This window comes from Streptococcus vulneris, assembly GCF_019218685.1.
Taxonomy (GTDB): Bacteria; Bacillota; Bacilli; order Lactobacillales; family Streptococcaceae; genus Streptococcus; species Streptococcus vulneris.
The window spans coordinates 112,631-134,592 of the sequence record NZ_JAHUZC010000002.1; the positions used below are offsets into that span (position 1 = coordinate 112,631).

The 21,962-nt window shown below is 41.3% G+C and carries 21 protein-coding genes and 1 pseudogene; 14 read left to right on the forward strand and 8 right to left on the reverse strand.

What is annotated here, in order from left to right; all coding sequences use genetic code 11:
- Positions 1 to 105: 105 nt before the first annotated feature.
- Positions 106 to 1,272, reverse strand: coding sequence for a CynX/NimT family MFS transporter (locus tag KUA57_RS02545; RefSeq protein ID WP_125446681.1), 1,167 nt, complete (start codon positions 1,270 to 1,272; stop codon positions 106 to 108).
- A gap of 150 nt (positions 1,273 to 1,422) precedes the next feature.
- On the opposite strand from KUA57_RS02545, the pseudogene KUA57_RS02550 reads away from it, so the two are divergent.
- Together KUA57_RS02550 and KUA57_RS02555 are read left to right on the forward strand one after the other, a co-directional pair.
- Positions 1,423 to 2,489 (forward strand): annotated as a pseudogene (locus tag KUA57_RS02550) (glycosyltransferase family 2 protein).
- A 38-nt stretch (positions 2,490 to 2,527) separates the two neighbouring features.
- On the forward strand, positions 2,528 to 4,378 hold the full coding sequence (locus KUA57_RS02555; protein WP_218493593.1) for a polysaccharide biosynthesis protein: 1,851 nt from the start codon (positions 2,528 to 2,530) through the stop codon (positions 4,376 to 4,378).
- Between the two features lie 108 nt (positions 4,379 to 4,486).
- Here KUA57_RS02555 and KUA57_RS02560 read toward each other — a convergent pair whose 3' ends face one another.
- Genes KUA57_RS02560 through sdaAB form a run of 3 tightly spaced genes read right to left on the reverse strand, consistent with a single transcriptional unit; the run spans position 4,487 to position 6,693 of the window.
- Positions 4,487 to 5,119, reverse strand: a complete 633-nt coding sequence (locus KUA57_RS02560; RefSeq protein WP_218493594.1) for an HAD family hydrolase — start codon at positions 5,117 to 5,119, stop codon at positions 4,487 to 4,489.
- Positions 5,120 to 5,140: 21 nt separating this feature from the next.
- On the reverse strand, positions 5,141 to 6,013 hold the full coding sequence (gene sdaAA, locus KUA57_RS02565; RefSeq protein ID WP_049509903.1) for an L-serine ammonia-lyase, iron-sulfur-dependent, subunit alpha: 873 nt from the start codon (positions 6,011 to 6,013) through the stop codon (positions 5,141 to 5,143).
- An 8-nt stretch (positions 6,014 to 6,021) separates the two neighbouring features.
- Positions 6,022 to 6,693 (reverse strand): L-serine ammonia-lyase, iron-sulfur-dependent subunit beta, encoded by a 672-nt coding sequence (gene sdaAB, locus KUA57_RS02570; RefSeq protein WP_000838909.1) that lies wholly within the window; start codon positions 6,691 to 6,693, stop codon positions 6,022 to 6,024.
- A gap of 239 nt (positions 6,694 to 6,932) precedes the next feature.
- Between sdaAB and apf the strand changes: the two genes are divergently transcribed.
- Complete coding sequence (apf, locus tag KUA57_RS02575) at positions 6,933 to 7,583, forward strand: aggregation-promoting factor (protein WP_049509905.1); 651 nt, start codon at positions 6,933 to 6,935, stop codon at positions 7,581 to 7,583.
- Between the two features lie 51 nt (positions 7,584 to 7,634).
- Here apf and KUA57_RS02580 read toward each other — a convergent pair whose 3' ends face one another.
- Positions 7,635 to 8,498: a helix-turn-helix domain-containing protein gene (locus KUA57_RS02580; protein WP_061864770.1), complete on the reverse strand. Its 864-nt coding sequence runs from the start codon at positions 8,496 to 8,498 to the stop codon at positions 7,635 to 7,637.
- 321 nt (positions 8,499 to 8,819) lie between these two features.
- On the opposite strand from KUA57_RS02580, the gene KUA57_RS02585 reads away from it, so the two are divergent.
- Positions 8,820 to 9,407 (forward strand): hypothetical protein, encoded by a 588-nt coding sequence (locus KUA57_RS02585; protein WP_061864769.1) that lies wholly within the window; start codon positions 8,820 to 8,822, stop codon positions 9,405 to 9,407.
- A gap of 181 nt (positions 9,408 to 9,588) precedes the next feature.
- Here the strand turns inward: KUA57_RS02585 and KUA57_RS02590 are convergent, their stop codons facing one another.
- Positions 9,589 to 10,470, reverse strand: a complete 882-nt coding sequence (locus KUA57_RS02590) for a hypothetical protein (RefSeq protein ID WP_125446687.1) — start codon at positions 10,468 to 10,470, stop codon at positions 9,589 to 9,591.
- A 302-nt stretch (positions 10,471 to 10,772) separates the two neighbouring features.
- Here KUA57_RS02590 and mnmA point away from each other — a divergent pair, with 302 nt between their 5' ends.
- From mnmA to mnmG, 3 genes are all read left to right on the forward strand, one after another.
- A complete protein-coding gene (mnmA, locus tag KUA57_RS02595) occupies positions 10,773 to 11,894 on the forward strand; it encodes a tRNA 2-thiouridine(34) synthase MnmA (RefSeq protein ID WP_125446689.1) in 1,122 nt (373 codons plus the stop codon).
- A 139-nt stretch (positions 11,895 to 12,033) separates the two neighbouring features.
- Positions 12,034 to 12,969 carry a hypothetical protein gene (locus KUA57_RS02600; RefSeq protein ID WP_070482477.1) on the forward strand — a complete coding sequence of 312 codons (936 nt, stop codon included), beginning with the start codon at positions 12,034 to 12,036 and terminating at the stop codon, positions 12,967 to 12,969.
- Positions 12,966 to 14,879, forward strand: a complete 1,914-nt coding sequence (gene mnmG / locus KUA57_RS02605) for a tRNA uridine-5-carboxymethylaminomethyl(34) synthesis enzyme MnmG (RefSeq protein ID WP_125446693.1) — start codon at positions 12,966 to 12,968, stop codon at positions 14,877 to 14,879. Before KUA57_RS02600 ends, mnmG begins: the two co-directional genes overlap by 4 nt.
- Positions 14,880 to 14,915: 36 nt before the next feature.
- Here mnmG and rnjA read toward each other — a convergent pair whose 3' ends face one another.
- Positions 14,916 to 16,595 carry a ribonuclease J1 gene (gene rnjA, locus KUA57_RS02610; protein WP_000331993.1) on the reverse strand — a complete coding sequence of 560 codons (1,680 nt, stop codon included), beginning with the start codon at positions 16,593 to 16,595 and terminating at the stop codon, positions 14,916 to 14,918.
- Between the two features lies 1 nt (position 16,596).
- Positions 16,597 to 16,830 (reverse strand): DNA-dependent RNA polymerase subunit epsilon, encoded by a 234-nt coding sequence (locus KUA57_RS02615; protein WP_000639572.1) that lies wholly within the window; start codon positions 16,828 to 16,830, stop codon positions 16,597 to 16,599.
- Positions 16,831 to 17,109: 279 nt separating this feature from the next.
- On the opposite strand from KUA57_RS02615, the gene KUA57_RS02620 reads away from it, so the two are divergent.
- The 7 genes from KUA57_RS02620 to KUA57_RS02650 all read left to right on the forward strand — a co-directional run bounded on the left by KUA57_RS02620 (position 17,110) and on the right by KUA57_RS02650 (position 21,839).
- The gene (locus tag KUA57_RS02620; protein WP_000282478.1) at positions 17,110 to 17,325 is read left to right on the forward strand and encodes a hypothetical protein; all 216 of its coding nucleotides are present in this window, start codon (positions 17,110 to 17,112) and stop codon (positions 17,323 to 17,325) included.
- A gap of 103 nt (positions 17,326 to 17,428) precedes the next feature.
- Entirely contained in the window at positions 17,429 to 18,112 is a 684-nt protein-coding gene (gene tsaB, locus KUA57_RS02625; protein WP_061864765.1) for a tRNA (adenosine(37)-N6)-threonylcarbamoyltransferase complex dimerization subunit type 1 TsaB, read from the forward strand.
- Positions 18,109 to 18,546, forward strand: coding sequence for a ribosomal protein S18-alanine N-acetyltransferase (gene rimI / locus KUA57_RS02630; protein ID WP_061864764.1), 438 nt, complete (start codon positions 18,109 to 18,111; stop codon positions 18,544 to 18,546). The genes tsaB and rimI overlap by 4 nt, the downstream gene beginning before the upstream one ends.
- Positions 18,536 to 19,546 carry a tRNA (adenosine(37)-N6)-threonylcarbamoyltransferase complex transferase subunit TsaD gene (tsaD, locus tag KUA57_RS02635; protein WP_061864763.1) on the forward strand — a complete coding sequence of 337 codons (1,011 nt, stop codon included), beginning with the start codon at positions 18,536 to 18,538 and terminating at the stop codon, positions 19,544 to 19,546. Before rimI ends, tsaD begins: the two co-directional genes overlap by 11 nt.
- A gap of 234 nt (positions 19,547 to 19,780) precedes the next feature.
- Positions 19,781 to 20,476 (forward strand): AzlC family ABC transporter permease, encoded by a 696-nt coding sequence (locus tag KUA57_RS02640; protein ID WP_125446695.1) that lies wholly within the window; start codon positions 19,781 to 19,783, stop codon positions 20,474 to 20,476.
- Positions 20,466 to 20,789 carry an AzlD domain-containing protein gene (locus KUA57_RS02645; RefSeq protein ID WP_000253936.1) on the forward strand — a complete coding sequence of 108 codons (324 nt, stop codon included), beginning with the start codon at positions 20,466 to 20,468 and terminating at the stop codon, positions 20,787 to 20,789. The genes KUA57_RS02640 and KUA57_RS02645 overlap by 11 nt, the downstream gene beginning before the upstream one ends.
- Positions 20,790 to 21,008: 219 nt before the next feature.
- A complete protein-coding gene (locus KUA57_RS02650; RefSeq protein ID WP_004254995.1) occupies positions 21,009 to 21,839 on the forward strand; it encodes an amino acid ABC transporter substrate-binding protein in 831 nt (276 codons plus the stop codon).
- Positions 21,840 to 21,962: the final 123 nt, after the last annotated feature.

Here is a 21,962-nt window from a genome sequence, read left to right on the forward strand (position 1 = left end):
ATATATAATTTTTCTACACATACATTGTACATCTAAATGAAAGCCCTGTCAAGAGAAATGTGTAAAATTTTTATATATAAAAAACTTCTAGGCAAAACTAGAAGTTTAGAGGATTTTATCGGTTCTGTCCACTGTAAAGAGGGCCACAGTCATCAGGATATCGACGAGTAAGAGGGCAGCTACAGCTGGTACCCAAGAGTGGAAAAGGTCAAAACTGTAACCAAAGAGGGTTGGTCCAAAGGCTGCTAGGATATAGCCTCCTGTTTGAGATAGACCTGACAATTGGGCTGTCTTTTCAGGAGCGCTTGTCTTGAGTGAAAAGTTGACCATGAGATAAGGGAAGAGGGCGCTTGTTGCGGTTCCGATGAGGAGATGGATGGCAAGCCAGTAAAAGAAATTATTGATTGGGAAGAAGAGCATGGAAATACCGACCACACCAGCCAGTGAGACCAGAGTGAGCATGAGCTGACGGTTACGAGTAGATAAACTAGTTGTCAGGCTTGGGATAGTCATAGAAAAAGGAATGCTAATCAGAGAGAAGATAGAAGTCAGCAAGCCAGCTTCGTGACTGGATAGGCCTGCATGGATGGCCATGGTAGGTAGCCAGGTCATAGCGGTGTAAAAGAGCAAGGATTGAAAACCTGCAAAGACAATCACTGCCCAGACCTGTTTATTACGCATGACCTTTGCTTTGCTTTTTTGTTTGGTTTGTGGAGCCAGTCTGTGATTATAGCGGTGATTTGGGAGCCAGACCAAAAAAGTTGCTAGGCAGAGCAGGGTGAGGAGGATGATAAGTCCTTTCCAAGAACTGGCTTGTGTAATAGGCACAGCTAGATAGGAAGCCAGAGCCGTTGCAATCCCCATAGAGGTTACATATAAGGTGGTCAGAAAACCAATTTTCTTTGGTTGATTGGCTTGGATAAGACTAGGAAGCAGAACATTGATGACTGCGATGCTTGCCCCAACCATCAAGGTTCCTAGATAGAGCAGGGGCAGATTGATTAGTCGAATAAGTGATCCAATGGTCAAGAAGAAGAGGCTATAGGTGAAGAGATGCTCCAAGCCAATTTTCTGAGCCAATCGGGTAGAAAAGAGCGAGAAGAGAGTAAACATGAGGAGGGGAAGGCTGGTCAAGACACCAAGCGAACTAACTTCTACTCCCAGCCCTTGCGAAATATCTCCCAATATAATGGGTAAAACAGTAAAAGGAGTCCGCAAGGAAACACCAATCAGGATAATACCTGGAACAAAAAAGAGTGACTGCTTTTTCATAAAATACCTCTTCTAGCTGATTTTAATAACAGCTTATTTTAAGGCTTTTTCACTATAATGTCAAGTAAGGTTTCTGGCTTTCAAGATAAAAATGGGAAAGTCTTGAAAATTATGATAAAATAGTGGAAGGAAAAATTCAGGAGAGTAGTAGTGACTCAAAATGTTGAAAGTCTTCTCGTATCCATTGTAATCAGTGCATACAATGAAGAAAAATATCTGCCTGGTCTAATTGAAGACTTAAAAAATCAAACCTATCCTAAAGAAAATATTGAAATTCTATTTATAAATGCTATGTCTGCAGATGGGACAACAGCCATCATTCAGCAATTTATAAAAGAAGACACAGAGTTTAACTCAATCAGATTGTATAACAATCCTAAGAAAAATCAAGCTAGTGGTTTTAACCTGGGAGTTAAACATTCTGTAGGGGACCTTATTTTAAAAATTGATGCCCATTCAAAAGTTACTGAAAGTTTTGTAATGAATAATGTGGCTGTTATTCAACAAGGTGAATCTGTCTGTGGGGGACCTAGACCGACGATTGTTGAAGGAAAGGGAAAATGGGCAGAGACCGTGCATCTTGTTGAGGAAAATATGTTTGGCAGTAGCATTGCCAATTATCGAAAGAGTTCCGAGGATAGATATGTTTCTTCCATTTTTCATGGGATGTATAAACGAGAGGTTTTCCAGAAGGTTGGTTTAGTAAATGAGCAACTTGGCCGAACTGAAGATAATGATATTCATTATAGAATTCGAGAACATGGTTATAAAATCCGCTATAGCCCAAGTATTCTATCTTATCAGTATATTCGACCAACATTCAAGAAAATGCTGCATCAAAAGTATTCAAATGGTTTGTGGATTGGCTTGACAAGTCATGTTCAGCCTAAGTGTTTATCATTATTTCACTATGTCCCTTGTTTATTTGTTTTGAGTCTTGTGTTTAGCCTGGCATTGTTACCATTCACATTCTTATTTATAACTTTACTATTAGGTGCTTATTTTCTACTTTTATTACTGCTCACTTTTCTGACTTTATTAAAACATAAAAATGGATTTCTAATTATGATGCCATTTCTTTTATTTTCCATTCACTTTGCTTATGGCCTTGGGACGATTGTAGGTTTAATTAGAGGATTTAAATGGAAGAAGGAGTACAAGGAAACAGTAATTTATTTGGAAAAATAAACCAAATAAATCAAAATATGCTACAATAATGATATAGTATAACTCTTTTAAGGAGGAGTAAATTTCTATGAATAAAAAACTCACAGATTATGTGATTGATCTGGTGGAAATTTTAAATAAACAACAAAAACAGGTTTTCTGGGGAATATTTGATATTTTGAGTATGGTGGTTTCCATCATTGTATCTTATATTTTATTCTACGGCTTGATTAATCCAGCACCTGTTGACTACATTATCTATACGAGTTTGGCCTTCCTGTTCTATCAATTGATGATTGGATTTTGGGGGTTGAACGCTAGTATTAGTCGTTACAACAAGATTACGGATTTCATGAAAATCTTTTTTGGTGTGACTGCTAGCAGTATCTTGTCATATAGTATCTGCTATGCCTTCTTGCCTCTCTTCTCTATCCGTTTTATCGTGCTCTTTATCTTGTTGAGTACTTTCTTGATTTTATTGCCACGGATTACTTGGCAGTTAATCTACTCTAAACGCAAAAAGGGAAGTGGTGATGGAGAACACCGTCGGACCTTCTTGATTGGTGCCGGTGATGGTGGAGCTCTCTTTATGGATAGTTATCAACATCCAACTAGTGAATTAGAACTTGTCGGTATTTTGGACAAGGATTCTAAGAAAAAGGGCCAAAAACTTGGTGGGATTCCTGTTTTGGGTTCATATGATGATCTGCCTGAATTAGCCAAACGCCATCAAATCGAGCGTGTCATCGTTGCGATTCCGTCGCTTGACCCGTCAGAATATGAACGTATCTTGCAGATGTGTAATAAGCTGGGTGTCAAATGTTACAAGATGCCTAAGGTTGAAACCGTTGTTCAAGGACTTCACCAAGCAGGTGGAGGCTTCCAGAAGATTGATATCACAGACCTTTTGGGACGTCAGGAAATTCGTCTTGACGAGTCGCGTCTGGGAGCAGAACTTACTGGAAAAACAATCTTGGTTACAGGGGCTGGTGGTTCAATCGGTTCTGAAATCTGTCGCCAAGTTAGCCGCTTCAATCCTGAACGCATCGTCTTGCTCGGTCATGGGGAAAATTCAATCTACCTTGTTTATCATGAATTGATTCGTAAGTTCCAAGGGATTGATTATGTACCTGTGATTGCGGACATTCAAGACTATGATCGCTTGTTGCAAGTCTTTGAGCAGTACAAGCCAGCTATTGTTTATCATGCGGCTGCTCACAAGCACGTTCCGATGATGGAGCGCAATCCAAAAGAAGCCTTCAAAAACAATATCCGTGGAACCTACAATGTTGCTAAGGCTGTTGATGAAGCCAAAGTACCTAAGATGGTTATGATTTCGACAGATAAGGCGGTTAATCCACCAAATGTTATGGGAGCAACCAAGCGCGTGGCTGAGTTGATTGTCACTGGATTTAACCAACGTAGCCAATCAACCTACTGTGCAGTTCGTTTTGGGAATGTACTTGGTAGCCGTGGTAGTGTCATTCCAGTCTTTGAACGTCAGATTGCTGAAGGTGGTCCTGTCACGGTGACAGACTTCCGCATGACCCGTTACTTTATGACTATTCCAGAAGCTAGCCGTCTGGTTATCCATGCTGGTGCTTATGCCAAAGATGGAGAAGTCTTTATCCTTGATATGGGCAAACCAGTCAAGATTTATGACTTGGCTAAGAAAATGGTCCTTCTAAGTGGACACACCGAAAGCGAAATTCCAATCGTTGAAGTTGGAATCCGCCCAGGTGAAAAACTCTACGAAGAACTCTTGGTATCAACTGAACTTGTTGATAATCAGGTTATGGATAAGATTTTCGTTGGTAAAGTTAATGTCATGCCTCTAGAAGCAATCGATCAAAAGATTGAAGAGTTCCGCACTCTTAGTGGAGATGAGTTGAAGCAAGCTATTATCGCCTTTGCCAATCAAACTACCCACGTTGAATAAAAAAGAAAAACGCATATTATCAGGTCTGAAGAATCTTGGTAATATGCGTTTTGTTATGTAGAGACTTGCTCCATTTTCTTCTGGAATGGAGTCGTTGTCCAGTCTATGTTATTGAAAATACTCCAAAACTTCTATGGGTTTGTGGGCGATATAATCAGGTTGATAGTTTAGCAAGTCTGCTTGCTCTCCAAATCCCCAAGTGACGGCCAATTTCTGAATGCCTGTTTCTTGAGCTCCAAGCATATCAAACTTGGTATCTCCGATGATGATGGTTTGTTCCGGTGCTAGTTGATGTGTCTGCAAGGCTTGGCGAATGACATCTGCCTTATGAGGTGCTTCAGGGCTGGAACCATAAATGCCATCAAAGAAATGATGGATTCCTAAGTTTTTAGTCATGTCTTGAGCGGTTGGAGTATTCTTTGTAGTGGTGATATAAAGAGGGTAATTGCTCGATAATTTCTCAAGCAAGTCTACAATCTGAGGAAAGAGTTGAGCTTCATGGATGCCTTTTGCCTTGTAGTAAGAACGGTATATCTGCACGGCCTCAGAAATTTGTTCTTTGGGCAGGCAGGTCGCAAAACTACTTTCAAGGGGCGGTCCCATAAAACCACGAATAGTTTTGGTATCAGGACTAGGCACTCCCAGCTCCTTAAAGGTATGAGTAAAGGCATTGTGAATCCCGATAGAACTATCAACGAGGGTTCCGTCCAGATCGAAAAAAATCGCTGTGATAGAGGTCATGGTTTCTCCTATTTGATAAGCTTATTCTCCGAAAATTTCTTTTTGCAGGCGACGACCAGTAGGGGTGGCAGCGAGTCCACCTTCAGCTGTTTCACGAAAGGCAGTTGGCATGCTTGACCCCACTTGGTACATGGCATCGATAACTTCATCCACAGGAATTTTAGATTCGATACCTGCCAGGGCCATGTCTGCTGCGATGAAGGCAAAGCTGGCTCCCATGGCATTACGTTTGACACAGGGAACTTCGACCAAGCCGGCAACAGGGTCACAGATAAGGCCCAGCATATTTTTAATGACAAAGGCAATGGCCTGACTGGCCTGATAAGGTGTTCCACCGGCAGCTAGAGTCAAGGCTGCAGCACTCATAGCAGAGGCCGAACCAACCTCGGCCTGACAGCCACCTTCAGCACCTGAGATAGAAGCATTATTTGCGATGACTAGTCCAAAGGCACCGGCAGCAAAGAGGAAATCCAGCTGTTGCTCGTGGCTGAGGTCTAATTTTTCAATAGCAGCAGTGAGAACGGAAGGGAGACAGCCAGCACTTCCAGCGGTTGGAGTAGCGCAGACCAAGCCCATTTTAGCATTGTGTTCATTGACTGCGATAGCATTTCGGGCAGCAGAGAGAATCGTGTAATCTGACAGAGTTTTTCCGTTTTTAATGTAGTGATCCAATTTGGCAGCATCTCCACCTGTCAGGCCACTACGAGATTTATTTTCATTGAGGCCGAGTTGGACAGAGGCTTTCATGACTTCCAGATTGCGTTCCATGAGAAGGAAGACTTCTTCACGTTCGCGACCGGTCAATTCAAACTCTGTTGTAATCATGAGTTCTGCGACATTTCCTTGAAAGTCCAGATCTGCTTGCTCGACCAATTCTTTGATAGAATAAAACATGCTTCCTCCTATTTAAAGAAATTGACATTGTGGAGATGAGGGATTTTTCGAATTTCTTCGATAGCCTCATCACAGTTGCGACTGTCAACTTCGATAATCATAATAGCTTTTTCACCAGCTTTTTCACGAGTGACATTCATCTGGGCGATATTGATATCATAGCGGGAGAGTGCCTCCGTAACAAGGGCAATCATACCTGGAATATCTTGATGAACGATGATGATAGTTGGTGTATTCATATTAAGAGAGACAGCAAAGCCATTGAGTTCGGTTACCTGAATATTCCCTCCACCGATAGAAATACCAGTCACACTGATAGTTTTATGGGCATTTTTAACGGTGATTTTAGTAGTGTTAGGGTGAGGGGCATTGCTGTCTTTCTGAATAGTCCAGACAATCTTGATACCGCGCTTGTGGGCAATTTCCAGACTATTTGGGATTTCAGGATCATCTGTATCCATGCCCAAAATACCTGCAACAAGGGCTAGGTCTGTCCCGTGACCACGATAGGTCTTGGCAAATGAGTTAAATAGTTGGAATTCGACTTCTGTCGGAGTATCATCAAAAATGGAAGAGACAATCTTTCCAATACGAACAGCACCAGCGGTATGACTACTAGATGGGCCAATCATAACTGGTCCGATGATATCAAAGACAGATTGAAAACGAAGTGATTTCATCAGTTTCCCCTTATAAAAATTCTTATCTCTATTATATCAAAGAATGAAGGTCTTGGCTTTAATTGTGGATGAAAACCTTTTTACACTACAAATAGCATAAAAAAGCATCTTTTGTAACAAAAAATAGCTTATTTAGGGAAATAAAAAATAATTTTGTAATATTTCTACATAAAAGTGTCAAGAAACGGTAATATTTAAAGGGTATGATAGAACTATAGAAAGAAGGAGAATTTTCAAATATGAAATCAACAACTAAAAAGATTAAAACAACTCTTGCAGGAGTAGCTGCCTTGTTTGCAGTATTTGCTCCATCATTTGTATCTGCTCAAGAATCATCAACTTACACTGTTAAAGAAGGTGATACACTTTCAGAAATCGCTGAAACTCACAACACAACTGTTGAGAAATTGGCAGAAAACAACCACATTGACAACATTCATTTGATTTATGTTGGTCAAGAGTTGGTTATCGATGGTCCTGTAGCGCCTGTTGCAACACCAGCGCCAGCTACTTATGCGGCACCAGCTGCTCAAGATGAAACTGTTTCAGCTCCAGTAGTAGAAACTACAGAAGTAGTAGAAGAAGCAGCACCAGCTGCAAGCGCTCCTGTAGCAGAAGAAACTGTTGCTGCAGCAGAAACTTCAGCACCAGCTTCAACTGTAAGTGGATCTGAAGCAGAAGCTAAAGAATGGATCGCTCAAAAAGAATCAGGCGGTAGCTACACAGCTACAAATGGCCAATACATCGGACGCTACCAATTGACAGATTCATACTTGAACGGTGACTACTCAGCTGAAAACCAAGAACGTGTAGCAGATGCCTACGTTGCAGGACGTTACGGTTCATGGTCAGCCGCTAAAAACTTTTGGCTTAACAACGGCTGGTATTAAGAAATAACGAACAGAATAATATGAAAAGGTCGAGGAAATCCCTCGACTTTTTTATATTTCTTTCGGTTGATAATAGGTCTCCACTTCTTTTTTGAGAAAGGCTAGAATGGACGTTTCATCGGTCAGCTCCAGAAGGGAGAACCCTTTTTGGATAAGCTTAGAATCATCCCTACAAATCCCAATACGGACATAGCAGACAGCAAGCATATCGTAGTTTTTCTTGTTCTTGGCATCCTCTAGTAAAATATAGCAGATTCGTTGACACATGTTTTTGTCTTGATGGTATAAGTAAATGGTGGAAAGGTTGAGTAGGATTGCCATTCGTAAGTCGTATAAATGTTGGTGGTTTTTATAGACTTCTAAGCGTTGCAGGATTTTTCCAGTAATGAGATGGAGGTGTTCAATTGGAAAGCTGAAAAGGATGGTATTGAGGATTTTTAGGTCACTTTCATACCATGTATCTTGTTTTTCAATTTTTTCCCATAGTTTTTTGACAGTCTGTTTCACTTGGTCTGACAGTTGATCTGTACCATGTTGACGAATATGAATGACAACTTCAAGCATATCCCTGATTTCTTCTATAGGCAGGTCGTGATGGGTCTTGAGATAGTTTTGGCATGTTTCAAAAAAATCAACTAGACCACTGCCACCAATGATGGAATTCATATTGAGATAAGTTTGCATGATTTCTGTCCGTTGGCTCGGCTGATAGAGATGGCAGATGTAGTCAAACTCTTCAAAACTCATATTGATTTGCCGGAGAAGAAAATCCATATTTTCATATTTAGGAGTTACTTTACCACTTTCAATCTTTGATAGGCTAGTTCTTGAGAGAACATTTCCACAGACCTCTTCTTGGGTCAATCCTTTTGACTCGCGTATTTCTTTATAGACCTTTCCGAAATCATAACGCATGATTGACTCCTTTTCGTGAAAAAAGTTAACAAATAATAAAATCCTATTAAAAATATTGTATCATAGTAATATAAAAAGTAGAAAAGAAAGCTAAAATAAGTTTGGTGTAATTTTAAAATGGGCTTAACAGTATTATGATGTAGCTAGAAAAGGGATGGAAAAATGTTTAAAAATAAGGAACTTTTTCGAGTAGTTATGATATTTGTGATAGGAATTATCCTAATTTTAATGACACCCGTCTTATTTAAAGTTGTGATGGAACTATTTTCAAAATAAATAGGCCTCTGCTTTATGTAGAGTCGTGAATCAGGAGGTTAAGTGATGAACTACAATTTAAAATATCTTTTATCAGGAATATTTGTCCTAGTCTTTATAGGTTTCCTAGTCTGGATGCGTTATGTTAATCAGAGGAAGGAAGAAGAGCATTCGGATGTGTCTTTTGAAGCGAGGTTAGATAGTGAGGTAAAGGCCTTATATAAACAACTAGGATTGGGTGAGGAGCCTCATTATTTCTTAGCCTATCGCTACCTACATCCCTGGTTTAATTTGGCGATTTTACCACCAACAGTTGAAATTTTCTTAACTAAAATAGCGCTGGTGATGGTGACACCAGACGAACTGTTGATAAGAAATCTTGGGAATGGGATGACTTTCACAAGTGAGCATCATCGTGATTTGCGGCAAGGACTTATCCGCATTCCAAAATCAGAGATGAAAGAATTTGAGATTCGTAACTGGAAAAAATTTTTTGTATTTGGCGATTTTTTGACAATTAAAACAAGCCAACATAGCTATTATTTACAGGTTAGAGATGATGGACTTCAAAAAGGAAGTCTTTCTACCAAACACTTCTCCGACTTGAAACGACAAGATTTTCTCGGATTATTGACAGATAAACGGACATTTTGATTGACAATTGCCCAAAAAACGAATCTCTGAACGTTCAAAAACCACACAGTATCCCTTTCAATTTGATTGTGTTCAAGATTGGAATGACAGTGTGGTTTTATTTAGAAGTTAGTTTTTGCTAGCCTTTTATATACTTTATTCGACAAAAGATAATTTTTAAATAGTAGTAATAACAGATTGCTTACGGCTGACGAGATTCTGGAGTTTCTCCAGCTGAATTAGTGCGATTATTACTGTTAGTATCGCGAACCTCGGCATTATTACTATTATTATTGGTATTCGTATTTCCTTGGGTTCCTGCAGTATCAGTAGCTTGATCTCGTGTATTGACAGCAGTGTTTCCCCCGCTTCTAGCACTATCAGATGAATATTGCTCGCTTGCAGGTGCTTGTGAATTATATCTGTTCCCATTTGACTCAGTATAGCTTGGAGTGTAGCTACCTCCTTCTGAAGAATAGCTTTCTCTTCCCTCAACGTTACTAGTCGTTTCTGTTTCTTTTTTATTAGACTTTTGTTCTTCTTCTTTTTTGGTCAAGACTTCAACTTGCTTTTGGAATTTAGAAATCAGTTCTTGAATGGGTTTTATTTTTTCATCAATAGTGACTTGTTCGCTTGTGGAATTGACACTTTTAATAATTTCTAGTATTTTTTGTAAGGAAGTGATGGCTGTTTCAAGTGTTTGTTTATCTTCGAATTGGTTATCGGATTCCTTTATATCCAATTTTAAAGCTTTTTCAGTATAATGATTAGTGATTTTATCGGCCGTAGAAGTAAGAAAATCTGCTAATGTCTTTTTGCCTTCGTCAGTGGTCGGCTTTAATTCTTGAATTTTTTTCCAATCCTCTATAATCGTTTCAGAATCAATATTGAAGTCTTTAATGGCATTTTTTACTTGTTCGACATCTTGTCCATTCTTATGTTGTTTGCTGAGAGCGATGTTCCCTCTATCTGCTTGGATATGTTCTTGATGAATGACTAAACCTATTAAAAGTCCAAGACCTACAACAATAATGATAGTAAAAATAGTATTTTTTGATGTTAGAATATCTTTGTAGTTTTTCACAATCGTACTACGTACATGGATGGTAGTATCTTAAAGGGATCATGTACGACTTCCTCCTCATTACAGTATATCATTTTTAGCTTATTTTATAAATAAGTTTATAAGTAGAATCGAGATTTAACTGTTCATTGCCCTTTTTGTAATTATATTTCTGTTTCTATCAAATAGAATGTCAGATTATCAGCCTCTTTCTTGTCTTCTCTAACCAAGCGTGTTATAATGAATACTGCTCAAGCGACCTTCAATCGTTAAAGCACACACGACCTTCAATCGTGAATAAACGAATAGATGGGAGACCTACCATGAGTGATAACTTTAAAACACGTGTTGTCGTGGGGATGAGTGGTGGTGTTGATTCGTCGGTGACGGCTCTTCTTCTCAAGGAGCAGGGCTACGATGTGATCGGTATCTTCATGAAGAACTGGGATGACACAGATGAAAACGGCGTCTGTACGGCGACCGAAGATTACAAGGATGTGGCTGCGGTGGCAGATCAGATCGGCATTCCTTACTACTCTGTCAATTTTGAAAAAGAGTACTGGGACCGCGTCTTTGAGTATTTCCTAGCGGAATACCGTGCAGGACGCACGCCTAATCCAGATGTTATGTGCAACAAGGAAATCAAGTTCAAGGCTTTTTTGGACTATGCCATGACCTTGGGGGCAGACTATGTAGCGACTGGGCATTATGCCCGAGTGGCGCGTGATGAGGATGGGACAGTTCACATGCTTCGTGGCGTTGACAATGGCAAGGACCAGACCTATTTCCTCAGCCAACTGTCGCAAGAACAACTTCAAAAAACCATGTTCCCACTAGGACATTTGGAAAAGCCTGAAGTTCGCAGACTAGCAGAAGAAGCAGGACTTGCGACTGCTAAGAAGAAAGACTCGACAGGGATTTGCTTTATCGGAGAAAAGAACTTTAAAAACTTTCTCAGCAACTACCTGCCAGCTCAGTCTGGTCGCATGATGACAGTGGATGGTCGCGATATGGGCGAGCATGCAGGTCTTATGTACTATACGATTGGTCAGCGTGGCGGTCTTGGTATCGGTGGCCAACACGGCGGTGACAATGCCCCTTGGTTCGTTGTCGGAAAAGATCTAAGTAAGAATATCCTCTATGTCGGACAAGGTTTCTACCATGACTCGCTTATGTCAACTAGTCTAGAGGCTAGTCAAGTCCACTTTACTCGTGAGATGCCAGAGGAATTTACGCTAGAATGCACAGCAAAATTCCGCTACCGTCAGCCTGATTCTAAGGTGACCGTCCATGTCAAAGGAGACAAGGCAGAGGTCATCTTTGCGGAACCACAACGCGCCATTACACCAGGACAGGCAGTTGTCTTTTACGATGGCGAAGAGTGTCTAGGTGGTGGCTTGATTGACAATGCTTACCGCGATGGACAAGTTTGTCAGTACATTTAGATTGACAAATTTTCTCAATTTGCTACAATAATAAAAGCAATAGAAATGATGGTCAAAGCTCATGGATGTTGCAGGCTTTTTTGTCCTGCACTTCTTTGGAGTTTTGACTGTTTTTGTGTGATTTCATGGGGGAAATTAAATGTATATCAATAACTTAAGTTACGAATTGTATAAATTTGTGTTAAAATTTTTGAAATTGCAGAAGTCTAGCTATACAAAAAAAGGAAAAATGTTAATTTTTTTTGCAAGCGCAGCACTTGTTTTTTATCTGATTTTTGTAGCAACAATTCTATTTAAAAATATTTTGGGTATTAAGATTTCAGCAGCTCTTATGTTTGTATCAGTATGTGTGACTATCTACTGCATTTCTCTTTTTAATAAAGAACAACAGAAGATCAATCATATGAAAGTACAATTGCAAAAATATAGACGTTTTAAACAGAAGTTTCATGAAAAGTACGGGATAGAGGTAGAGGAAAGCTTATTACAGAAGACAATTGACGAACTATCAAAGAGTATTGAATTAGAAATAGAAAGAAGTAAATATACATTTGATAAAATATTGTCAATTATGACACTAACACCTATTTTAGCAGTGTTTTTAAGTTTTGGGAAAGTTCCTGATAGCAATCAATATGATCCTTCCTTTATAGTTATAGCAATTGTTTGTATAACAGTAGTAGGAATTCATTTTTTTACCAAAAGTATTTATTTTCCTCAATTTAAGGAAGTTGAGAAGAAACAGAGAGTTTTATCCTTTTTAACAGGATGTTTGTTAGAACTTAAAATAAATGATGATAGTTTAGAAGATATTGAAAAAAATGAAGAGGATGAAGTGGAAATTTTAGATTCTGAAAATAGAAACTTAGATTGTAATATACGAATATTATTTGGTGTGTTTTCTTATTACAATAGTTATGTAAATGAGGAACATAAGCTATCAATAAGTTTTTTGTGGGGTATGTTGAAAATAGATTTCACAAAAACAAAAACTCAAAGAGAATGTAATATTAAGTTTTTATGGAAACTGATTGATATTTGTAGAAAAAGTGAGTGGAATAGGAGAGAAACATGACTTATCATTTTACTGAAGAATACGATATTATTGTAATTGGTGCGGGACACGCTGGGGTCGAGGCTTCCTTGGCCGCTAGCCGTATGGGCTGTAAGGTCTTGCTTGCGACCATCAACATTGAAATGCTGGCCTTCATGCCTTGTAACCCCTCTATCGGTGGTTCTGCCAAAGGGATTGTTGTACGTGAAGTTGATGCCCTCGGTGGCGAGATGGCTAAGACCATTGACAAGACTTACATCCAGATGAAGATGCTCAACACAGGTAAGGGTCCTGCCGTTCGTGCCCTTCGTGCGCAGGCTGACAAGGAGCTTTACTCTAAGGAGATGCGCAAGACAGTTGAAAATCAAGAAAATCTGACTCTTCGTCAAACCATGATTGATGAGATTTTGGTGGAAGACGGCAAAGTTGTCGGTGTACGTACAGCGACCCATCAAGAGTATGCTGCTAAGGCCGTTATCGTGACGACAGGGACTGCACTACGTGGGGAAATTATCATCGGAGACCTCAAGTACTCATCAGGTCCTAACCACAGCTTGGCTTCTATTAACCTTGCTGACAATCTTAAGGAACTGGGCCTCGAAATCGGTCGTTTCAAGACAGGAACCCCTCCACGTGTCAAGGCTTCTTCAATTAACTACGATGTGACCGAGATTCAGCCAGGAGACGAAGCGCCTAATCATTTCTCATACACTTCACGAGATGAGGATTATGTCAAGGACCAAGTGCCATGCTGGTTGACCTACACCAATGGTACCAGTCATGAGATTATCCAAAACAACCTCCACCGTGCGCCTATGTTTACAGGTGTGGTCAAGGGAGTGGGGCCTCGTTACTGTCCGTCGATTGAGGACAAGATTGTACGCTTTGCAGATAAGGAGCGCCACCAACTCTTCCTTGAGCCAGAAGGGCGCAATACAGAGGAAGTCTATGTTCAAGGACTTTCAACCAGTCTGCCTGAGGATGTGCAACGTGAACTTGTTCATTCTATCAAAGGTTTGGAAAATGCAGAGATGATGCGAACAGGTTATGCCATTGAGTATGATATGGTCTTGCCTCATCAGTTGCGTGCGACACTGGAAACCAAGAAAATCTCAGGACTTTTCACTGCTGGTCAGACAAATGGAACGTCAGGTTACGAAGAAGCTGCTGGGCAAGGGATTATCGCGGGTATCAATGCGGCTCTGAAAATCCAAGGCAAGCCTGAGTTGATTTTGAAGCGTAGTGATGGTTATATCGGGGTGATGATTGATGACTTGGTGACCAAGGGAACCATTGAACCCTACCGTCTATTGACAAGTCGTGCTGAGTACCGTCTCATCCTCCGTCATGACAACGCTGATATGCGTCTGACAGAGATGGGACGCGAGATTGGACTTGTGGATGATGAACGTTGGGCTCGATTTGAGATTAAGAAAAATCAATTTGACAATGAGATGAAGCGTCTCGACAGTATCAAACTCAAGCCAGTCAAGGAAACCAATGCCAAGGTTGAGGCAATGGGCTTCAAGCCGTTGACCGATGCAGTGACAGCCAAGGAATTCCTTCGCCGTCCAGAAGTTTCTTATCAAGATGTGGTGGCTTTTATCGGACCAGCAGCAGAGGACTTGGATGACAAGATTATCGAATTGATTGAAACAGAAATCAAATACGAGGGTTACATCTCAAAAGCTATGGATCAGGTTGCCAAGATGAAACGCATGGAAGAAAAACGCATTCCAGCCAATATCGACTGGGATGACATTGATTCTATCGCGACGGAAGCCCGTCAGAAGTTCAAACTCATTAATCCAGAAACCATCGGCCAAGCCAGCCGTATTTCGGGAGTAAACCCAGCAGATATTTCTATTTTGATGGTGTATTTGGAAGGTAAAAATCGTAGTATTTCTAAAAATCAAGAAAAGAAAGCATAGAGAAAAACAGCTCCGAAGACGGGGCTGTTTTATAATTTATTCTTCATCTGGTGTGAGGATCATCGGGATGATAATCGGTTCACGTTCGGTATTTTCATAGAGGAATGGTCGAATGGCGTTGACAATGGCACCATTGACAGATTGCACGCTGGCGTCCTTGTTTTTGAGTGCGATACGAATTGCATTGAAGAGGATGCGTTGGCTTTGGCGAATCAAATCACCAGACTCTCTCATGTAGACAAAGCCTCGGCTGAGGATGTCTGGACCAGACAGAATCATCTGCGATTTGAAGTCAACAGTTGCGACTGCCAGAACGACACCGTCTTCAGATAAATCACGACGGTCTTTGAGGACAGCAGCGCCGATTTCACCGATACGATTTCCATCGACATAGATGTCTTGGGCATTGAAATGACCTGCGATACGAGCTGAGTCAGCAGTAAGAGCAAGCACATCACCATTGCTCATGATAAAGATATTGTCCTTCTCGACACCAGTATCCACCGCTAGTCCAGCGTGGACTTTTTGCATGCGGTATTCACCGTGGACAGGCATGAAGTATTTTGGCTTAATCAAGCGGAGCATGAGTTTTTGCTCTTGCTGACCACCGTGTCCAGATGTATGGATATTGTTCACTTTACCGTGGATAACTTCGACACCAGCTTCAGAAATGATGTTAATCAGCTTGTTGACGCTAGTCGTGTTTCCAGGGATTGGGCTAGAAGAGAAGATAACCGTATCACCGGGTTGGAGTTGTACCTGACGGTGGGTTCCGTTGGCGATACGAGAGAGGGCTGCCATCGGCTCGCCCTGACTACCTGTACAGAGGATCAGAACCTCGCCTGCAGGGTAATCTTTGATTTCATTTGGCTCGATAAAGGTTCCCTTAGGAGCTTTGATGTAACCAAGCTCGATTCCATTGACAATGGCTTTTTCCATAGAGCGACCAAAGACCGCAATCTTGCGTCCAGTCTTAACAGCGGCTTCTGTCGCTTGCTGGAGACGGAAGATATTTGAGGCAAAGGATGCAAAGATGATACGTCCTTCAATGCCTTGGATAATCTTCATGATGGACTGACCAACGACTTTTTCAGAGTTGGTAAAGGTTGGAATTTCTGCATTTGTCGAGTCAGACAGGAGACAGAGTACACCTTCTTCACCAAGCGCAGCCATACGGTGCAAATCTGCTGGTTCACCAACTGGTGTTAAGTCAAACTTGAAGTCACCCGTACAGACAATTTTCCCTTGAGGAGTATGAATGACAATCCCCAAAGGCTCTGGAATAGAGTGAGTAGTTCTAAAGAAAGTTGCCTTAAGATTTTTAAAGGTCAACTCAGTGTTGTGGTTGATTTCGTAAAGTTTGGCGTTGCGCAAGAGGCCGTGTTCTTCGAGTTTTCCACGGATTAAAGCCAAGGCAAGCGGTCCAGCATAGATGGGGACATTTGCTTGCTTGAGCAGGAATGGAATCCCACCGATGTGGTCCTCGTGTCCGTGTGTAATCAAAACAGCCTTGACGCGGTCGATATTGTCTACGATATAAGAGTAATCAGGAATGACGTAGTCGATACCCAGCAAGTCATCTTCTGGGAATTTAATCCCAGCATCGACGATGATAATCTCATCTTGGTATTCAATCCCGTATGTATTTTTCCCGATTTCTCCCAGACCACCGATGGCAAAAACGCCGACTTCTTCAGGTTTAAGAGTATAGGCCATATTAGAACTCCGTGATTTCGAAGGCGCCAGTTTCTTTTTCGTAATCTAGCAATTTGTCAGACAAGAGTTCGATATACTCGATATTGTACTCTGGGCGATTTTCTTCGACAAGTTGGCGAGCAGCGATGCGGCCCTCAAGTTCTGAGCTGGCATCGATGTCTAGGTAAAGTGCGCGTGTTGTTTCACGACGTGGGCTACGTTCTTTTGTTTCTTGATAAAAAACTTTGTAAATCATATAGTTCCTTTCTATTTACAGGTCAGCTTATTCCAAACTTTTAGCATAGATTTGCTTGATTTCATTCCATTTTGTGTCTAGATTGACCTTGATTCGTTACAATTATTTCAATTATACCACAAAATGAAAAATTAGTAAAAGACAGAAACGAGAAAGTCAGGGGACGATTCCTTTAGTAAGCGCTTGCAAAAACAAAGAAAATGTGCTATATTGACAATGGAAGTGAAATTTATCGCTTGTCATAATTCCATATAGATTTTAAGTCAAGGAGGTTGCCCTATGTATAACTTATTTGCTTTTGCTATCGGAGCTCGCTTGGTAGCTTTTATTGTTTTTGTTGCTTGCGTTTATGCGGGGAATCTTCTATTTGCCAAACTGGAACGACGACAAACCAAGTTCTTGTGGAAAATTACCTTTGTGACTCTCTACTCGCTTTTTCTCCTCCTCGTAACCTATGTCGTTTGGTTTGTATTTTACTTTGGATTAAATGCTTAGATGCCCTGCTCATGCTGGGGCTTTTTGTTTGGGGGCAAAGAAAATTCCCATGTGCCAGCTTTTGTAGTATAATAGTAAGCAGACAAAAAGATAGGAATGTGTTATGAAAGTATTAGCTTTTGATACGTCCAGCAAGGCTCTTTCTCTCGCTATTTTAGAGGACAAGCAGGTTCTTGCCGAGACGACGATTAATATTAAGAAAAATCACAGTATTACCCTTATGCCTGCCATTGATTTTTTGATGGCGAGTTTGGATTGGACACCCAAGGACTTGGACCGAATCGTAGTGGCGGAAGGGCCAGGTAGCTACACGGGTTTGCGAATCGCGGTAGCCACTGCCAAGACGCTTGCTCATACTCTGAACATTGAGTTAGTTGGTATGTCGAGCCTCTTGGCTCTGGTGCCCTACCAACAAGAAGGCTTGTTCGTTCCTTTGATGGATGCGCGTCGCAACAATGTTTATGCAGGATTTTATGAAAATGCTAAATCTGTCATGCCAGAAGCACACCTATCTTTTGAAGAGGTGTTAGAAAAAGTCAAGGGCGCTAGTCAGGTAACCTTTGTCGGAGAAGTTTCCTCCTTTGTGGAGCAGATTCAAGAACACTTGCCAAGGACTAATTTCAAAGAAACCTTGCCTAATGCAACCAATCTTGCTCTTTTGGCCTGGGATAAGGAAGCAGACTCCTTGCACGACTTTGTGCCTAACTACCTCAAACGTGTTGAGGCTGAGGAAAATTGGCTCAAGAACCACACCGAATCTGGCGAGTCTTACATTAAACGCCTATGATAGAAATCAAACGAATCCAACAGCAACCTGATTTGGCTCAAGCCATCTCCGATGTCATGATAGATGTTTACCCAGTCAGTCCTTGGACGCTGGAACAAATCCAAGCAGATCTGTCCCAAGATCAGACTTGGTATGCTCTGGCTTATGATGGGGCAGAAGTGATTGGCTTTCTAGCCGTGCAGGAAAATATCTTTGAGGCAGAAGTCTTGCAAATCGCTGTTAAACAAACCTATCAGGGTCAGGGAATTGCGTCAGCCTTGTTTGCTCAATTGCCGACAGATAAGGAGCTCTTCCTCGAAGTCAGAAAGTCAAATTATCGAGCGCAAGCATTTTACAAGAAAGAAAAGATGGGAGTCATCGCTGAGCGAAAGGCCTACTACCATGATCCAGTCGAGGACGCCATTATCATGAAGAGAGAAATAGATGAAGGATAGATATATTTTAGCATTTGAGACATCCTGTGATGAGACCAGTGTTGCCGTATTGAAAAACGACGATGAGCTCTTGTCCAATGTCATTGCTAGTCAAATTGAGAGTCACAAACGTTTTGGGGGCGTAGTGCCTGAAGTAGCCAGTCGTCACCATGTCGAGGTCATTACAGCCTGTATCGAGGAGGCGCTAGCAGAAGCAGGAATTACCAAAGAGGACGTGACAGCTGTTGCGGTTACCTATGGACCGGGCTTGGTCGGAGCCTTACTAGTTGGTTTGTCAGCTGCTAAGGCTTTTGCTTGGGCACATGGACTTCCACTAATTCCTGTTAACCACATGGCTGGTCACCTCATGGCAGCTCAGAGTGTGGAACCGTTGGAGTTTCCCTTGCTAGCTCTCTTGGTCAGCGGTGGACACACAGAGTTGGTTTATGTTTCGGAGGCTGGTGATTACAAGATTGTTGGGGAAACGCGTGATGATGCAGTTGGCGAGGCCTATGATAAGGTCGGCCGTGTCATGGGCTTAACCTATCCTGCAGGTCGTGAGATTGATGAGCTAGCTCATCAGGGACAGGATATTTATGATTTTCCTCGTGCCATGATTAAGGAGGATAATCTGGAGTTTTCATTCTCTGGTTTGAAGTCCGCCTTTATCAATCTTCACCACAATGCCGAACAAAAGGGAGAAAATCTGTCCACAGAGGATTTGTGTGCTTCCTTCCAAGCAGCTGTCCTGGATATTCTCATGGCAAAAACCAAGAAGGCTTTGGAGAAATACCCTGTTAAAACTCTAGTTGTGGCAGGTGGTGTGGCAGCCAATAAAGGTCTCAGAGAACGCCTAGCAACCGAAATAACAGATGTCAAGGTCATCATCCCACCTATGCGCCTCTGCGGAGACAATGCAGGTATGATTGCCTATGCCAGCGTCAGCGAGTGGAACAAAGAAAACTTTGCAAGCTTGGACCTCAATGCCAAGCCAAGTCTTGCCTTTGATACTATGGAATAAAATGGAGTCTGTCTGATTACAATCAGCAGACTTTTTTCTCTTTCCTGAATGTGTTATAATAGTCCATGCTATGGCTGGAGCCTTTTCAGCCTACTTATACTCTTCGAAAATCTCTTCAAACTGCGTCAGCTTCTATCTACAACCTCAAAACAATGTTTTGAGCAACCTGCGGCTAGCTTCCTAGTTTGCTCTTTGATTTTCGTTGAGTATTATTAAGACAATATGAGGAGAAAGATGAAAGAAAAAGGATTTTGGGAGGGGGCGCAGGCAGCTATGCCAACGGCCCTTGGTTATGTCAGTATTGGCCTTGCCTGTGGAATTATCGGTGCGCCCTATGTGACACCTGTTGAGATGGGCTTGATGAGCCTCTTTGTTTATGCTGGGAGTGCCCAATTTGCTATGTTGGCCTTGATTGCAGTGCAGGCGCCTGTAGCGGCTATTGCTACGACGGTCTTTTTGATTAATTTGCGTCTCTTTTTGTTGAGTTTGCATGCGTCGACCTATTTCCGTCATACTAGTCTTTGGCACAATATCGGTATGTCTAGTATCTTGACGGATGAGACCTATGGCGTTTTGATGGGTGAATTGGCCCATACAGACAAGGTCAATCCTATGTGGATGCACGGAAACAATCTCAATAGCTATGTGGCTTGGTTTGTGGGGACAGTTGTCGGAACGGCTCTGGGTGGCCTGCTACCAAATCCAGAAATCTTTGGCTTGGATTTTGCCCTGGTTGGGATGTTCATCGGAATTTTTGCTTCGCAATTCCAGATTATGCAAAGACGGATTCCTGTCCGTAATCTGCTCATTATCCTAGCAGTTGTTGCGGTGTCCTTCTTTTTACTCTTGACAGTGGTGTCTCAGTCACTAGCTGTTCTGTTTGCGACGTTACTTGGTTGTACAATGGGGGTAGTTTTAGATGGTCAGTAAGTATCTTTTATTAGCAGTTATTTTCTCTGGCTTGGTGACCTGGATTCCTCGTATGATTCCCTTCATCTTGGTCAAATATAAGGGCTTGCCTGCGATTGTTGAACGTTTTTTGAAGTTCTTGCCCGTTTCTATTATCTTTGCCTTGATTCTTTCAAGTGTAGTGACAGGTAAGGTTGGCAGTCTTCCTCAAATCAAATGGCTGGACTTCTTAGCAGTCTTTCCAACAGCTTGGGTAGCCTTTCGTTACCGCAATCTAGTCGGAACAGTTCTCTTTGGAGTGGTCTTAATTGCAGTCTTGCGTTTGGTCTTTTAATACTCTTCGAAAATCAAATTCAAACCACGTCAGCTTCTATCTGCAACCTCAAAACAATGTTTTGAGCAACCTGCGGCTAGCTTTCTAGTTTGCTCTTTGATTTTCATTGAGTATAAATCAGCCATAAAGAAAACCTATCACAGAGATAGATATCATATAATGGCGTAAATGTTTTTTTTCTGTTAAGATTATAAGGTATTCTATTTTGGAGGAAATGACATGAAAAAAATCGTTAAATACTCATCTCTTGCTGCCCTAGGGCTTGTTGCTGCAGGTGTGCTAGCAGCTTGCTCAGGTGGTGCGAAAAAAGAAGGAGAAGCAGCTAGCAAGAAAGAAATTATCGTTGCAACTAATGCTACACCAAAACCATTCAACTATGAAGAAAATGGCGAATTGACTGGTTACGAAATTGAAGTGGTTCGCGCTATCTTTAAAGACTCTGACAAGTATGATGTCAAGTTTGAGAAGACAGAGTGGTCAGGAGTCTTTGCAGGACTTGATGCCGACCGTTACAATATGGCTGTTAGCAACATCAGCTACACTAAAGAACGTGCTGAAAAATACCTTTATGCAGCTCCAACTGCTAAAAACCCTAACGTTCTTGTAGTGAAAAAAGATGACCCTAGCATCAAATCGCTTGATGATATCGGTGGAAAATCAACAGAAGTTGTTCAAGGGACAACTTCTGCTAAACAGCTAGAAGACTACAACAAACAACATTCAGATAATCCAACTGTCCTAAAGTATACTAAAGCAGACTTCCAACAAATCATGGGACGCTTGAGCGATGGCCAATTTGACTACAAGATTTTTGATAAAATCGGTGTTGAAACAGTCATCAAGGACCAAGGTTTGGACAACTTGAAAGTGATCGAACTTCCAAGCGACCAACAACCTTATGTTTACCCACTTCTTGCTAAAGGTCAAGATGAGTTGAAAACATTTGTAGACAAACGTATCCAAGAACTCTACAAAGACGGAACTCTTGAAAAATTGTCTAAACAATTCTTTGGAGACACTTATCTACCAGCAGAAGCTGATATTAAATAATTTCTTGAAATCATCCATTCTGCATAAGGTGGATGATTTCTCAGTTTTTAGGGATATAGTTTTAAACTATATATCTGACTACATAATAACAATTTGTGAAATCAAACAAATTGTGAGATACTA